Below are 15,033 nucleotides of genomic sequence, written 5' to 3' on the forward strand. Positions count from 1 at the left end.
GCGGCCCCGGTGTTGCGAAACGCTGTCGATTGCGCGCGGGCCTGCCTTTCTTGTAGGCACGTTGGCATGACCGACCGCACGCCTCCCGCGCTGCGCCGTGGCTGGACCACGGGCGCCTGCGCCACCGCCGCCACCCTGGGCGCGCTGGAGCGGCTGTGGGGTGGGGCGTTTCCGCCGACGGTGCGGATCGTGCTGCCCAAGGGCGAGACCCCGCTGTTCGACCTGCAGGACTGCGCCACGGGGCCGGATTGGGCGGAATGCGGGGTCAAGAAGGACGCGGGCGATGATCCGGACGTGACTCATGGTGCGGTGATCCGCGTGCGGGTGCGGGCGCTGGAACCGGGGGCGGGGGTGGTGTTTCGTGCGGGCGCGGGGGTTGGCGTGATCACAAGGCCCGGCTTGCCGGTCGCGGTGGGCGAGCCTGCCATCAACCCGGTGCCCCGGACCATGATGCAGGGCGTGGTGGCCGAACAGGCCGCGCGCTCTGGCCAGCGCGGGGATGTGGAACTGACCGTTTCGATCCCCGGCGGGGCAGAACTGGCGCAAAAGACATGGAACCCGCGGCTGGGGATCAAGGGCGGGCTGTCGGTGCTGGGCACCACGGGCATCGTGCGGCCGTTTTCCTGCGCGGCCTGGATCGCCTCGATCCATCGCGGCATCGACGTGGCGCGGGCCTCTGGGCTGACCCATGTGGCGGGCTGCACCGGGGCCACCAGCGAGGCTGCGGTACAGCGCCTGTACGGTCTGCCGGATCACGCCATGCTGGACATGGGCGACTTCACGGGCGGGTTGCTGAAGTACCTCGCGCGGCACCCGGTGGCGCGCGTCACAATCGGCGGCGGCATCGGCAAGCTGACCAAGCTGGGACAGGGCGCGCGCGACCTGCATTCGGGCCGCAGCCAGGTGGATTTCGCAACTTTGAACGACTGGGCGCTTCAGGCCAGGCTGGCAGATGTGTCCAAGGCCAATACCGCCCTGCAGGCGCTGGAGATTGCCGGGCCGGAGCTGGCGCAGGTCGTGGCCGACCGGGCGCTGGCCACAGTGCGCGGGTTGCTGCGCGACGCACCGGTGCAGGCGGATGTTGTGGTGATCGACCGCAAGGGCACGATCCTGGGCCGGGCCGGGGCGGCATGAGCCTGCGCTTGCTGTTGCTGGCCGGCAGCGCCGAGGCGCGGCAGGTAGCCAAGGCATTGGGCAGAATGCCCGAGGTCGCGGCGACCGCCTCGCTGGCCGGAACCACGGCGCGGCCTGCGGATCTGGGGCTGCCGACTCGGGTCGGCGGGTTTGGCGGCGATGTGGGGTTTGCCGACTATCTGGCGCGGCACCGGGTGCAGGCGGTACTGGATGCCACCCATCCTTTCGCACAGAGGATCGCGTCCCGCACTGCGCGGCTGTGCCGCCAGCACGACATCGCCCACGCCCGGCTGTTGCGCCCCGCATGGCAGGCCGGGCCGGGGGATCGCTGGACCGAAGTTGCCACCGAGGCCGAGGTCGCCGCGCAGGTGCCCGAGGGCGCGCGGGTGTTCATGGCCACGGGGCCCGAGCATCTGGACGCCTATACCGGGATGGACCGGCACCACGTGATCTGCCGCCGCATCGATCCCGCCCCCGCGCCATTCCCCTGGCCAAGGGGCGACTTCGTCGTGGGCCGTCCGCCCTTCACCCGCGACAGCGAGATCGCGCTTTTCCGCAGGTTCCGGGTCGACCTGCTGGTGACCAAGAACGCAGGAGGGGCAGCGGGCCGGGCCAAGCTGGAAGCGGCCCGCGCATTGGGTCTGCCGGTCGTCATGGTCGCGCGCCCGCCGCAGCCCGAGGGCTGGGTGCTGACCTCGGTGGACGGGGCGCTGGACTGGATCAGGGAGCAGACATGGACGAACGCATCATCATGACGCCCGCCTGCGTGGCCGAAGGCGCCGCGTATCTTGTCGGGATCGAGCCGCGCTTTGCCGCCGCGCTGGCCCTGACCGGTCCGCTGCCGCTGCGCCGCCGCAAGGATGGGTTCGAGGCGCTGCTGGGCGCCATCGTCAGCCAGCAGGTCTCGGTCGCGGCGGCGGATGCGATCTGGGGCCGGTTGAAGGCGGCGCGATTGACCGGGCCGCGCAAGATCCTCTGGGCCAGCGAGGAAGACTTGCGCGCCTGCGGGCTGTCGCGCCAGAAGATCCGCTATGCCAGGGCGCTGGCCGAGGCGCGCATCCGCTATGCCGCCCTGCGCGACTGCCCCTGTGACGAGGTGATCGCCACGCTGGTCGAGGTGCCGGGCATCGGCCGCTGGACCGCCGAGATCTACGCCATGTTCTCGCTGGGCCGGGCCGATGTCTTCGCACCGGGCGACCTGGCGCTGCAGGAAAGCGCGCGCCTGCTGTTCGATCTGGGAGATCGTCCCAGCGAAAAGGCCCTGCGCGAGATGGCCGCGCCCTGGGCGCCATGGCGGTCGGTTGCCGCCCGGCTTCTGTGGGCCTACTACCGGGTGGCAAAGGATCGCGAGGGGATCAGATGACACGGGTATTGGAATTTGGCCGCAAGGATGCGGCATCGGGCACGGCCGATTCGATCGTGGTGTTCCTGCACGGCTACGGTGCCGACGGAAACGATCTGCTGGGCCTGTCCGAGCCGCTGGCGCCGCATCTGCCCAACACCGTGTTCGTGGCGCCCAACGCGCCCGAGGTCTGCCCGATGAACCCGGCGGGCTTTCAGTGGTTCCCGATCCCGTGGATCGACGGTTCCAGCGAGGAAGCGGCGATGCAGGGCATGGGTCGGGCCGTCGAGGATCTGAACGCCTTTCTCGACCAGGTGCTGGTCGACGAAGGCCTGCCTGCCAGCCGCATGATCCTTGTGGGCTTCTCGCAGGGCACGATGATGAGCCTGTACGTGGCGCCGCGTCGGGACGCGGCGGTGGCCGGCGTGGTGGGCTTTTCCGGCCGGTTGGTCGAGCCCGAGACGCTGGCCGAAGAGGTGGTCAATCGCCCGCCGGTGCTGCTGCTGCACGGCGATCAGGACGACGTGGTGCCGCCGCAATCCCTGCCCGCAGCCGCCAATGCGCTGACTGCGGCCGGATTCGAGGTCTATGCTCATGTGATGAAAGGCACCGGCCATGGCATTTCGCCCGATGGTCTGGGGGTGTCGCTGTCCTTCATCCGCAAGCAGCTGGGTCTGGAACTGCCCGAATAGGCGTCACATTCGCGTTACAGCGGCCTTGTATCCCGATTGCGGCAACTACTGCATCTAGCGGGGGTTGCCGGATGGCAAACGCCATATATAGTCATGGTGCCGGAGGGGCGTTGGCGCCGCCCTGTCGGTCAGGCTAGGGATCAGCGCACAGATGAACGTGGAATTCAGGACCAACTTCGTTCGGGAACCCCAGAACCTCAAGCACCACCCGGCGCTTGTGCTGAACGCGGACTACCGTCCGCTGTCCTATTACCCGCTGTCGCTGTGGCCCTGGCAAGAGGCGGTGAAGGCGGCCTATCTGGATCGCGTCGACATCATCGCCGAATACGACACGGTGGTCCGAAGCCCCACGACCGAGATCAAGATCCCTTCGGTTGTTGTCCTCAGAGACTTCGTCAAACCTCAAAAGCGCGTGGCCTTCACGCGCTTTAATTTGTTTCTGAGGGATGAATTTTCCTGCCAGTACTGCGGCGACAAGGGCGACTTGACCTTCGATCATGTGATCCCGCGCGCCCGTGGTGGCATCACAAGCTGGGAAAACGTGGTTGCAGCCTGCGGGCGGTGCAACCTGCGCAAAGGATCCAAGACCCTGAAACAAGTGGGGTTTTCCTTGCGCAAGCCGGTGCGCGTCCCGACCGCGATGGAATTGCGCAACCAGGGCCGGAAGTTCCCCCCGAACCATCTACATCACACCTGGATGGATTTCCTGTACTGGGATGCCGAATTGGACACCGAACTGGACGGCTGATCCGAAAGGGCAGGGGTCAGGAAACGGGGACAGGCTCGGTCATGAGCCGCGCGCCGGTGGTGCCATCGAAATAGTGCAGATCCGCCGGATCATAGCCCAATGATATCCGCTGATGCGGCGCCAGCGGGATATGCGGGTCCAGCCGGGCGGTCAGTTCGTGCCCGTCCAGCTGGCAGATCGCCAGCGTGTCCGAGCCCAGCGGTTCGTAAACATCCACCGTCGGCGCGATCCGTCCCGCGCCGGCTTCGGCCCATGTGAAATGTTCGGGCCGCAAGCCCACGTCGATCCGGTCGCCGTCGCGCGCTGCCACAGCGCCCAGGTCCAGGGCGGTCTCGCCAAAGCGCAGTTTCGGACGGTCGCCGCTGCGATCCACCGCGCCGGAAAAGATGTTCATCTGGGGCGAGCCGATGAATTCACCGACAAAGCGGCAGTTGGGCCGGGCATAGAGCTCCATCGGCGGACCTTCCTGCACGATGTGGCCTCCTTTCAGAACGACGACCCGGTCCGACAGGGTCATGGCCTCGGTCTGATCGTGGGTCACATAGATCATGGTGGTGCCCAGCATCGCGTGCAACCGTTTGATCTGGGTGCGCATTTCCACCCGAAGCTTGGCGTCCAGATTGGACAGGGGTTCGTCGAACAGGAACACCGAAGGTTCGCGCACGATGGCGCGGCCCATGGCGACGCGCTGGCGCTGACCGCCGGACAACTGGCCCGGCTTGCGGTCGAGATAATCGTCGATCTTCAGGATGCGGGCAGCCTCGGTCACGCGGGTGGCGATGTCGCCGGGCTTCCAGCCGCGCATCTTCAGGCCGAAGCCGATGTTGTCGCGAATCGTCATGTGCGGGTAGAGCGCGTAATCCTGAAAGACCATGGCCACGTCGCGGCCCTTGGGCTCGATCTCGTTCACGATGCGGCCGCCGATTCGCAGGATGCCGCCCGAGATTTCCTCAAGCCCAGCGATCATCCGCAACATGGTGGACTTGCCGCAACCGGACGGGCCTACGAAGGCAACGAATTCGCCATCGTTTACAGACAGGTCGACGCCGTGAATGGCGCGGACAGAGCCGTAGTCCTTCACGATCCCTTCCAGCCGGATATCCGCCATGTCCTGTCTCCTTCCGGGTGCAGGCCAACTGCAACCTTGCGTTATCGATAATAAGGATGTTATCGATAATGAGATGCGCGAACAAGCCCGTTGACCGGGCGACGGGGGCACTCAGGCCATGGCCATCGAAAGCATTGACACGTCTTCCATCCCGACGATGGTGCCGCGCCAGTCCAGCCGCCGCAGCCATGCCCTGTTCGTGGCGCTGCAAAAGGACATCGTGCTGGGTGATCTGGCGCCCGAAAAGGCCCTGACCGAACTGGATCTGGCGCAGCGGTTCCAATGCAGCCAAAGCACGGTGCGCGAGGCGCTGATGCAATTGCACGAGGAGGGGCTGGTGATCCGTCAGCCCAATCGCGGCACCCATGTGGCGCCCTGCAACGCCGACGATGCCGCCGCACTGCTGCGGATCCGGCACGAGGTGGAGTGCAGCACGCTGGATCGCGTTGTCGCGCGCACCCAGGATGCGCTGCTGGCCGATCTGCGCGGCCTGCTGAATGCCATGCGCAACGCCGCGCGCGATGCGGATGAATACCTTCTGTCGGTCTATGACCGGGCCTTTCACCTGCGTCTGTTCGAGGCCGCCGATCTGCCGCTGGTGACGCCGATCCTGACCCGCTGTCTGATCCACAACCATCGCTACAAGATCCAGCGGTCCCAGCCCAATCGTGCGCTGGACGAAACCGCCGAACGCCACGTGCCGATCATCGAGGCGCTGGCGGCACGGGATGAAGCCGCGCTGCGCCCGTTGCTGTCGCACCATATCCTGACGATCGTGGATTTCGGACCCGATCTGACCCTGCAGGGAGTGTCCACATGACCCAGCCCAGCCCTTCGATGCGGCGCGTGCTCGACCGTCTGGCCCGCGAGGATGCGGACCTGGGCGATCCGACCCAGATGGCGCCGCAACACGGACGCACGATGGCGGCCCTGTGCAATCTGCGCTGGAACGATCCGCTGCCGACGGTGGCCGAGGCGCGCAATGTGCTCCATGCGGGCCTGCCGGCGCGCTGGGTGGTGCCGGACAATGACAAGGGCACCCATGCGCTGCTGCATGTGCATGGCGGCGGATGGGCGTTCTGCTCGCCCACCACGCATGAAGGTGCGGCGCGGCGTCTGGCGCAGGCCTGTGCCTGCCCGGTTCTGACCGTGGACTACCGGCTGGCCCCGGAAAACCCCTATCCGGCGGGCCTTGAGGATGTGCTGGCGGCATGGCGGGGGCGTGACGGCGCGCGGGATTGGGGCATTTGCGGCGACAGCGCGGGGGCCAACTTGGCCCTGGCCGCGATGCTGCGCCTGATCGACGAAGCGGAAGATCTGCCCGTCGCGGCCTTGCTGTTCTACGGTGTCTACGGCGCGGAGTTCGACACCGAAAGCTATCTCGCGCATAGCGACGGGCCGGGTCTGACGCGGGACAAGATGCGGCGCTACTGGGACTGGTACGCCGATGCCGACGCCCGCGCCGATCCCTGTGTTGCCCCGCTGCGGGCAAGCATTGCGCAATTGGCCGCGCTGCCGCCGCTTTACCTCAATGCCGCCGAGATTGACCCGCTTCTGTCAGACACCGAACAATTGGTTGCCCGCCTGCGCGGGCTGGGCCGGGACGATCCCTATGACCGGATCGACGGCGTCGTGCACGGCTTCATGCAGATGGGGCAGGCGCTGCCCGAAGCGCGGGGTGCTTTCGACCGCGCCGGACAGATCTTTCAGGACATCACCGCCTGAGGAGGGCGGACCACCAAGGGAGGACTTCGAATGAAACTCACGAAAACACTGGGGTTTGCCTCGGCACTGGCGCTGGTTGCCGGTCTGGCGCAGGCCGACAGCACGGTTCGGTTCTGGTATCACTTCGACAATGCCGACAACCCGATGGACGCGCTGATCGCGGCCTTCGAAGAAGCCAACCCCGGCATCAAGATCGAAGCCGACAACGTGCCGTGGAACAGCTATTACGACCAGTTGTACACAGCGATCATCGGCGGCAACGCGCCCGATGCGGCCATGGTCAAGGCCTTCGCCCAGCCCCGGCTGGTGGAAATGGGTGCGCTGGCGCCAATCGACGACGAACTGGCGGGCTGGGACGGGCGGGACCAGCTTCTGGACAACCTGCTGGAACTGGCCAAGGGTCCGGATGGCAAGCAGTACTACCTGCCGGTGCAATACGTGGTGCTGTACCTCTACTACCGCCCCGACATGTTCGAGGAACTGGGTCTGGCCGTGCCCACCACCTGCGAGGAATTCCGCGATGCGGCCAAGGCGCTGACCCGCGACACCGACGGCGATGGCCAGATCGACGTCTATGGTTTCGGGCTTCGCGGCGCCAAGGGCGGGCACGACCATTGGGCCAGCTTCACGCTGGGCCGCGAGGGCGTCAGCCTGACTGAAGGGCTTACATCTGACGCGGGGGTGGCCGGCACGCAATTCGTGGCCGACCTGTTCCAGACCGACGAGGCCTTCCCGCCATCCGCGCCCAACGACGGCTTCCAGGAGATCATCGGCGGCTTCAAGGCCGGCAAGACGGCCATGACGATCCATCACATCGGCTCGGCCAACGGTATGGTCGAAGCCCTGGGCGACAAGGTGTCGGCCGCGCCGGTGCCGGAATGCGGCGGTGGCCGCTGGACCGCCTTCGGGGACGAAAGCACTGCCATTCTGGCCAACGCGGAAGACAAAGAGGCCGCGTGGAAGTGGATCAGCTTCCTGTCTTCGGCGGGCAACAACACCATGTTCAACGCGGCCACTGGGCAGCTTCCCGTGGTCAAGGCCGACAGTGAAAGCTGGTCGCTGCATCCGCAGCGCTTTGTGAAGGCCACCGTCGACAGCTTGCCGTTCGCGCAGATGCTGCCCAACAGTTCGGCCACTGCGGACTTCGTGAACACGGTCTGGCCGACCTCGATGCAGCGGGTGCTGACCGGGGACATCACGGCCGCCGAGATGAATGCCGAGATCGAGACGCTTTTCGCAAACTAGGGTCCTCCCCTGGCCGGGGCGCCTGACGCGCCCCGGCCGCTTGCCCTCCTTTCCTGAACCCCGCAGGCTATGACCGACGCATCCTTGCCCCCAGTGCAGACCACCGAAGCCCCGCCCGCGCGGGCGCTGTCGCGGCGCGTTTTGCCCTATGCCATGCTGTCGCCGGCGGTGATCGTCACCCTGGCGATCGTGTTCTTTCCGATGGTGCAGACCGCCTGGATGAGCCTGCACGACTATGTCCTGTTCCGCCCCAACGACTTTGAATGGGTGGGCTTGGGCAACTTCAAGGCCGCCCTTCAGGACGAGGTGTTCTGGATCTCGCTGCGCCACACCATCATCTGGATGGCCACCACCATACCGGCGCAATTGCTGCTGGGGCTGGTCACCGCGCTGCTGCTGAACCAGCAGTTCCCGTGGCGGCCCGTCGCGCGCGCGCTGATCATCATTCCCTGGGCGCTGCCCTCGGTGGTGATCGCGCTGATGTGGGTCTGGATCTATGACAGCAATTACGGCGTCGCCAACGAATTCCTGCTGCGGCTTGGCCTGATCCAGCGCGCCATCCCCTGGCTGGCCGATCCCGATACCGCGCTGGCGGCGATCATCCTGACCCTGACCTGGCAGGGCTTTCCCTTCTTTGCGGTGATGATCCTGGCCGGGCTGCAATCGATCCCACGCAGCTATTACGAGGCGGCGTCCATCGATGGCGCCAGCACCTGGAACCAGTTTCGCTACATCACCCTGCCGGGCATCTCGGGGGTGATGATGACCGCCGTGCTGCTGCGGATGATCTGGGTTGCCAACAGTTTCGACGTGATCTTCGTGATGACCGGCGGCGGGCCGGGCTATGCCACCTATACGCTGCCGCTCTATGCCTTCGTGAAGGCGCGCACCAATCTGGACTTCGGCTATGGCTCGGCCATCGCGGTGCTGTTCACCCTGCTGCTGATGGTGGTTGTGGTGTTCTACCTGAAGCGGACCGGAAAGGCGGTGTCCTGATGGCGCTGCACAAACCGTCGCTGCGCAAGCGCCTGCTGACCGTCGACCTGCCGATGCTGGCGATCCTGGCCTTCACGCTGGGCCCGTACCTTTGGATGTTCCTGACCTCGATCAGCCGCGAAAGCACGCTGTTCACCGAAGGCCCGTCGATCTGGAACGCCACCCTCGAGAACTACACCCGCCTGTTCAATACGGTGGGCTTCGGCGACAACCTGCTGGACAGCCTGATCGTGGCCAGCGGCACCGTGCTGGTCGGCCTGTCGCTGAGCGTCACCGCCGCTTACGCCTTTTCGCGGTTCAACTTTCCGGGCAAGCGGCTGCTGATGCTGCAGTTCCTGCTGATCAACATGTTCCCGCTGGTGCTGCTGATCCTGCCGCTGTTCGTGCTGATGCGGGTGCTGGGCCTGCTGGACACGCATCTGGCGCTGATCATCGCCAATTCCACCATCGCGATCCCGTTCTCGATCTGGATGATGGTCAGCTACATGAACGGCATCCCGCGGTCGTTGGACGAAGCCGCGATGACCGATGGCTGTACGCGGATGCAGGCGCTGGTGCGGGTGGTGCTGCCGCTGTGCCTGCCGGGGATCATCGCCACCGGCATCTACATCTTCATCACCTCGTGGAACGAATACCTTTATGCGCTGACGCTGGGCGGGCGAAATGTGCGCACCATCACTGTCGCGGTGCAGACCCTGATCGGTGAATACGAAGTGCAATGGGGTTTGCTGACCGCAGGCGGCATCGTCGGGGCCATGCCCGCCACGGTGCTGTTCCTGCTGGTACAGAAACGCCTGATCTCGGGGCTGACGCAGGGCGCGGTCAAGGGCTAGGAAAGGACAAGGGTTTGGACAATCCCATCGGCATCATCTCCATGCAGTTCACGCGCCCGTTCACCGGCAGCGATCTGCACTATTTCAAGACTGCGGCGGGGCTTGGCTTCGACTTCATCGAACTGCTGGTGCCCGAGCCGGAAGACGCGCTGCCCCTGGCCGATGTGAAGGCCGCTGCAGCCGAGGCCGGTGTGTTCCTTGTGCTGGCCGCGCGGGTGACGCCGCAACGCTCCATCGCTTCGGAGGATCCGGCGCAGCGGCAGGGCGGGCTGGACTACCTGAAACGCTGTGTCGATGTGGCGGCGGAACTGGACGTGTCCATCGTCGGCGGGCCGCTTTACGGCGAACCGATGGTCTTTGCCGGTCGGCCCCCGGTGCCACGCAGTGATGCCGAGATTGTCGCCCGTGCCGCCCGCACGGTTGAAGGACTGGCGCTGGTGGCGCCGATGGCCCGCGCCGCCGGGATCACCTTCGCGGTCGAGGCGCTGAACCGGTTCGAGACCGACATCCTGTCCACCACCCGGCAAGCGGTGGAAGTGGTGGAAGCGGTGAACGATCCAGGGCTGGGGGTGCTGCTGGACACCTTCCATATGAACATCGAGGATCGCTCGATCCCGGACGCGATCCGGCTGGCCGGGGATCGCATCGTGCATTTTCAGGCCAACGAGAACCATCGCGGCCATCCCGGCACCGGCCACATGGACTGGCCCGCCATCATGCGGGCGCTGCACCAGGTGGACTATGCCGGGCCGATCTCGCTGGAGCCGTTCCGCCGCGCCGACGACCGGGTCGCCCTGCCCATCGCCCATTGGCGCGCCCCGCGCGAGGATGAAGGCGCCAAACTGCGCGCCGGGCTGGGGGTGATCCGACATGCGCTGACACTGGCAGGGGTGGACCAATGATCAACATCGGCTGGATCGGGTGCGGGCGTCATGCGCGGCAGATGCTGCTGCCGCAACTGGGGCGCAACGACATTCGCATTGCTGCTCTTTGTGACCAGGACTCGGCGGCGTTGGGCCGCACGGCCATGGAATACGGGGTCACCGCCTGTCACAGCGATTTCCGCGACCTGATTGCCACGCCCGGTCTGGATGCCATCGGCATGGCGGTCGGCCCCGACCTGCATCAGGCCGCCGCCATCGCCGCGCTGGAGGTCGGACTGCCGGTGTTCATGGAAAAGCCGCCCGCGGCCACCGCCGCAGGTGCCCGCGCCGTCGCCTGCGCCGCCGAGGCGGCCGGCAAACCGGTGATCGTGGGCTTCATGAAACGCTATTCCACCGGCAACCGCATCGCCCGCAACGTCTTGTTGGGCGGTGAATTCGGCGCAATCCTGGGCCTTGGCGGCACCTATATGACCGCGCCCACCTATTTCGAGGGCGCGCCGGACTACAGCGGTTTCTACCTGCATCACTGCGTCCACTACATGGATCTGATCCCGTGGTTCACCGGCGAAGACTTTGGCGACATGCAGGTGCGCAGCGTCTCTCCGCTGCCCGGAAAACTGCTGCTGCATCTGAACTTCACCACCGACGCCGGGGTGATCGGCAATGTGGTGATGGGCACGGTCCAGTCGCGCGGCACCCCGATGGAGGAACTGCGGATCATGGGCGACCACGCCCGCCTGCATGTGGACAACATCATCAATGTCGCCCTCTACCGCGATCCGCCCTTCAAGGCCGACGATCCCGACGCCACCCTGAACCCGGCCTGCGATACTCTGTCATGGACCCCGAATTTCACGGCGGCGGCGAACGAGGATCACAAGGGCTATGCCGCTTTGCTGCGCGATGCCGCGGCGGTTCTACGCGGCGAGGCGCGCGATGTGCCGGAGATTGCGGACGGCGTGCGCGCGATGGAGCGTCTTGAGCGCATGGTGGCCCAGATCGACGCCTGAGCCGTTTGTTGCGGCTGGGGGCCTGAGGTGCGACCGACTCGGGGTCAGGCCGAACAACTGGCGCCGCCCAGAACGCAGAACTTGGCGCAATGGGGGTGGTTCAACTGAACTGGCCGTTCGGCCTCTTCCAGGGTGCGGCCCAATTCGAACTCCGGGTCATAGGCCAGCAGCGTGCAGGCCAGCACCGTGGCATGGTCCGACCCCTTGCGGCGCACCACCATCCGGCTTGAGGCGCACATCACGTCGTCGGGACTTTTGCCAAGGATGTCCCAGCAATCGGTGGTTATCTCGGGCACATCGACGCTGGCGTCCATCTCGGGAAACAGGATCAGACGGCCGGGGTCAGCGGCGTCGATGTCGAAGCCATGGGCGGTGAACAGCCGGGCAAAGCCGTCCCGCGCTTCGGATTCGGCCTCGCCCCACAGGGTGCGGCCCGCCACGTCCATCGCGATGCCCTGATCGCGCAGCCAGATCATGCCCTCAAGCGTCTTGTCGAAACTGCCCGCGCCGCGTTCCTCGTCATGCCGCTCGGGCGACCAGTGGTCGAGCGAGATGCGCAGGGTCAGCCTGTCGCCATATGCCTCTTGCAGCCGCGACAGACCCGCCTGAACGGCCGGGCGCATCATCGGGCGCATGGCGTTGGTCAGGATCAGCACCGCGAATCCCCGCGCCAGCGCATCCTCGGCCATGGCGATCATCTGCGGGTTCATGAAGGGCTCGCCGCCGGTAAAGCCGATCTCGCGCACCGGCCAGCCGCGCGCGGCGATCTGGTCCAGGTAGTCCGCGACCTCTTCGGCGGTCAGATAGACCAGCTGGTCATTGGTGGGCGAGCTGTCGATGTAGCAGTTCACGCATTCGATGTTGCACAGGGTGCCGGTGTTGAACCACAGCGTTTGCGGATCGCGCAGCGCCACAGAGGCGCGGGTTTCGCCCTTCGCGGTAACGAAGGGGTCGGAAAACTTCCCCGGTGCTTGCGCTGCTACGTCTTTCATTCACACTCCCCACGACTTTTTCGAATGACCGTTGTATTGCTGTGTCAGTCTTATGGGAAGCGCGGCAGCGATAGAGTGACACGCTTGTGATAATCTGAACTTCTGTTAGTTAACCGCTCGAATGGATATGTTTGCGCTATCAGGGCGCAAATGCTCTGCTGCCCGACGTGGGCTTTCCAGGGAAGGAAAGGGTACCATGGTTTCTCGCACGATACCGGTCGACAGCTTCGACCTTGTGATTTTCGGCGCCACGGGCGATCTGGCCCGCCGCAAGATCCTGCCCGGCCTGTTTCGCCGCTTCGCCTCGGGACAGATGCCCGAGGACGCCAAGCTGATCGGTGCCGCCCGATCCGAAATGGATGTGACCGCCTATCGACAGGTGGTGCGCGAGGCATTGCTGGAGTTCGCCGATGTGGAATCCAAACCCGACGATGTGATCGAGGGTTTCCTGCGGCATCTGGAATTCGTCACCGTCGATGCCACCGGCGATGACGGCTGGTCGGAACTGCGCAGTCTGTTGCGCGCCGGCGTGGTGCGGGCCTTTTATTTCTCGGTGGCGCCATCGCTGTTCGGGGACATTGCGGAACGGCTGAAAACCAAGGGCCTGGCCGATGAGGACAGCCGCATCGTGGTGGAAAAGCCCTTTGGCCGTGACCTGAAGTCCGCCAAGGCGCTGAACGCCTCGCTGGCAACCTATTTCGACGAAAGCCAGATCTACCGGATCGACCATTACCTGGGCAAGGAAACGGTGCAGAACCTGATGGCGGTGCGCTTTGCCAACATCCTGTTCGAGCCGCTGTGGAACGCCCAGTTCATCGATCACGTGCAGATCACGGTGGCCGAAACCGTCGGTGTCGGCGGACGCGGCAGCTATTATGACAAGTCCGGTGCCATGCGCGACATGGTGCAGAACCACCTGATGCAGCTTTTGTGCCTGATCGCGATGGAGCCGCCGTCGCGGTTCGAGCCCGACGCGGTGCGGGACGAGAAACTGAAGGTGATCAGGGCGCTTGACCCGGTGCCGCCCTCGGACGTGGTGCGCGGCCAGTATCGCGCCGGCAAGGATCTGACCGGCTATCTGGAAGATGTGGAGGATCCGGACAGCATCACCGAAAGCTTCGTGGCGATGAAGGTGCAGATCTCGAACTGGCGCTGGCAGGGGACGCCGTTCTACATGCGCACGGGCAAACGCCTGCGCAACCGCACTTCGGAAATCGTCATCCGGTTCAAGGAAACCCCGCATTCGATCTTTGGGCCGAACAGTGGCAGTGCCGCCAACGAGATGTCGATCCGCCTGCAGCCCAACGAAGGCATCGACCTGCGCCTGACCATCAAGGAACCGGGGCCGGGTGGCATGCGCCTGGTGGATGTGCCGCTCGACATGACGTTCTCGGAAATCCTCGGCGTCAAGCTGAAGGACATTCCCGACGCTTACGAGCGGCTGATCATGGATGTGATTCGCGGCAACCAGACCCTGTTCATGCGCGGCGACGAGGTCGAGGCCGCCTGGGCCTGGTCCGATCCGATCATTGAAACCTGGGAGAATGGCGATCAGCAGCCCGACGGCTATGATTCCGGCAGCGCTGGCCCTGAAAGCGCACTGGAACTGATCCACCGCGACGGGCGCAGATGGAGGGAGTTGAGGGGATGAACCTGAAAGACTATCCCGACCGGGAATTTCTGATGATCGAACTGGCCCAGAAGCTGGCCGGAGATCTGAACACCGCGCTGATGACCCATGACACCGTGACCTTCGCGGTGCCCGGCGGCACTACGCCGGGTCCGGTCTTCGATGCGCTCAGCGCCGTCGATCTGGACTGGAGCCGGGTGCAGGTGCTGCTGACCGACGAACGCTGGGTGCCGGAAACCTCGGACCGGTCGAACGCACGACTGATCCGCGAACGGCTGTTGCAGGACAAGGCGGCAAAGGCCCGGTTCATCGGCTATTACGACGGCAGCGACCTGTCCGACGCCGGTGTCGCCAAGGCGGCGGAGCGCATCGCGCCGCTGCTGCCGATCTCGGTGCTGCTGCTGGGCATGGGGGCGGACATGCACACGGCCTCGCTGTTTCCGGGCTCGGACCAGCTTGCCGCCGCGCTGGAGGATGACGCGCCCGCGCTGATGGCGGTCACCGCCCCCGGCGCGCCCGAACCGCGCGTCACCCTGACCGCGCAGGCGCTGAAATCGGCCTTGGCTGTCCATATCCTGATCACGGGGCGCGACAAACGTGACGCGCTGGAACAGGCCGTGGCACTTGATGATCCGATGCAGGCGCCGGTATCTGTCGTACTTGGGGCCGCATCGGTCCATTGGGCGGAGTAACA

16 protein-coding genes are annotated in these 15,033 nt (G+C 65.5%); 14 read left to right on the forward strand and 2 right to left on the reverse strand.

Annotated features, from left to right (window positions below; genetic code table 11):
* Positions 1-66 precede the first annotated feature (66 nt).
* From AB0T83_RS00930 to AB0T83_RS00950, 5 genes are all read left to right on the forward strand, one after another.
* A complete protein-coding gene (locus tag AB0T83_RS00930; RefSeq protein ID WP_366190760.1) occupies positions 67-1,134 on the forward strand; it encodes a cobalt-precorrin-5B (C(1))-methyltransferase in 1,068 nt (355 codons plus the stop codon).
* Complete coding sequence (locus AB0T83_RS00935; protein ID WP_366190761.1) at positions 1,131-1,889, forward strand: cobalt-precorrin-6A reductase; 759 nt, start codon at positions 1,131-1,133, stop codon at positions 1,887-1,889. Before AB0T83_RS00930 ends, AB0T83_RS00935 begins: the two co-directional genes overlap by 4 nt.
* Positions 1,868-2,497, forward strand: a complete 630-nt coding sequence (locus tag AB0T83_RS00940; RefSeq protein ID WP_366190762.1) for a DNA-3-methyladenine glycosylase family protein — start codon at positions 1,868-1,870, stop codon at positions 2,495-2,497. The genes AB0T83_RS00935 and AB0T83_RS00940 overlap by 22 nt, the downstream gene beginning before the upstream one ends.
* A complete protein-coding gene (locus AB0T83_RS00945; RefSeq protein WP_366190764.1) occupies positions 2,494-3,168 on the forward strand; it encodes an alpha/beta hydrolase in 675 nt (224 codons plus the stop codon). Before AB0T83_RS00940 ends, AB0T83_RS00945 begins: the two co-directional genes overlap by 4 nt.
* Before the next feature lie 151 nt (positions 3,169-3,319).
* Positions 3,320-3,916 carry an HNH endonuclease gene (locus AB0T83_RS00950; protein ID WP_366190766.1) on the forward strand — a complete coding sequence of 199 codons (597 nt, stop codon included), beginning with the start codon at positions 3,320-3,322 and terminating at the stop codon, positions 3,914-3,916.
* A 16-nt stretch (positions 3,917-3,932) separates the two neighbouring features.
* On the opposite strand, the gene AB0T83_RS00955 is transcribed toward AB0T83_RS00950, so the two are convergent.
* Complete coding sequence (locus AB0T83_RS00955) at positions 3,933-5,024, reverse strand: ABC transporter ATP-binding protein (RefSeq protein WP_366190768.1); 1,092 nt, start codon at positions 5,022-5,024, stop codon at positions 3,933-3,935.
* A gap of 118 nt (positions 5,025-5,142) precedes the next feature.
* On the opposite strand from AB0T83_RS00955, the gene AB0T83_RS00960 reads away from it, so the two are divergent.
* The 7 genes from AB0T83_RS00960 (at position 5,143) to AB0T83_RS00990 (ending at position 11,717) form a co-directional block, all read left to right on the forward strand.
* A complete protein-coding gene (locus AB0T83_RS00960) occupies positions 5,143-5,844 on the forward strand; it encodes a GntR family transcriptional regulator (protein WP_366190770.1) in 702 nt (233 codons plus the stop codon).
* Positions 5,841-6,749 (forward strand): alpha/beta hydrolase, encoded by a 909-nt coding sequence (locus tag AB0T83_RS00965; protein WP_366190771.1) that lies wholly within the window; start codon positions 5,841-5,843, stop codon positions 6,747-6,749. The genes AB0T83_RS00960 and AB0T83_RS00965 overlap by 4 nt, the downstream gene beginning before the upstream one ends.
* A gap of 30 nt (positions 6,750-6,779) precedes the next feature.
* Entirely contained in the window at positions 6,780-7,994 is a 1,215-nt protein-coding gene (locus AB0T83_RS00970; protein ID WP_366190773.1) for an ABC transporter substrate-binding protein, read from the forward strand.
* A gap of 69 nt (positions 7,995-8,063) precedes the next feature.
* The gene (locus AB0T83_RS00975) at positions 8,064-8,990 is read left to right on the forward strand and encodes a carbohydrate ABC transporter permease (protein ID WP_366190775.1); all 927 of its coding nucleotides are present in this window, start codon (positions 8,064-8,066) and stop codon (positions 8,988-8,990) included.
* Positions 8,990-9,823, forward strand: a complete 834-nt coding sequence (locus AB0T83_RS00980; protein ID WP_366190777.1) for a carbohydrate ABC transporter permease — start codon at positions 8,990-8,992, stop codon at positions 9,821-9,823. The genes AB0T83_RS00975 and AB0T83_RS00980 overlap by 1 nt, the downstream gene beginning before the upstream one ends.
* A 14-nt stretch (positions 9,824-9,837) precedes the next feature.
* A complete protein-coding gene (locus AB0T83_RS00985; RefSeq protein ID WP_366190779.1) occupies positions 9,838-10,725 on the forward strand; it encodes a sugar phosphate isomerase/epimerase family protein in 888 nt (295 codons plus the stop codon).
* The gene (locus AB0T83_RS00990) at positions 10,722-11,717 is read left to right on the forward strand and encodes a Gfo/Idh/MocA family protein (protein ID WP_366190781.1); all 996 of its coding nucleotides are present in this window, start codon (positions 10,722-10,724) and stop codon (positions 11,715-11,717) included. Before AB0T83_RS00985 ends, AB0T83_RS00990 begins: the two co-directional genes overlap by 4 nt.
* A 44-nt stretch (positions 11,718-11,761) precedes the next feature.
* On the opposite strand, the gene AB0T83_RS00995 is transcribed toward AB0T83_RS00990, so the two are convergent.
* Positions 11,762-12,709 carry a radical SAM protein gene (locus AB0T83_RS00995; protein ID WP_366190782.1) on the reverse strand — a complete coding sequence of 316 codons (948 nt, stop codon included), beginning with the start codon at positions 12,707-12,709 and terminating at the stop codon, positions 11,762-11,764.
* Between the two features lie 196 nt (positions 12,710-12,905).
* Here AB0T83_RS00995 and zwf point away from each other — a divergent pair, with 196 nt between their 5' ends.
* Positions 12,906-14,360: a glucose-6-phosphate dehydrogenase gene (gene zwf, locus AB0T83_RS01000; protein WP_366190784.1), complete on the forward strand. Its 1,455-nt coding sequence runs from the start codon at positions 12,906-12,908 to the stop codon at positions 14,358-14,360.
* Complete coding sequence (pgl, locus tag AB0T83_RS01005) at positions 14,357-15,031, forward strand: 6-phosphogluconolactonase (protein ID WP_366190786.1); 675 nt, start codon at positions 14,357-14,359, stop codon at positions 15,029-15,031. The genes zwf and pgl overlap by 4 nt, the downstream gene beginning before the upstream one ends.
* Positions 15,032-15,033: the final 2 nt, after the last annotated feature.

This window comes from Meridianimarinicoccus marinus, from assembly GCF_040689105.1.
GTDB classification, from domain to species: domain Bacteria; phylum Pseudomonadota; class Alphaproteobacteria; order Rhodobacterales; family Rhodobacteraceae; genus Meridianimarinicoccus; species Meridianimarinicoccus marinus.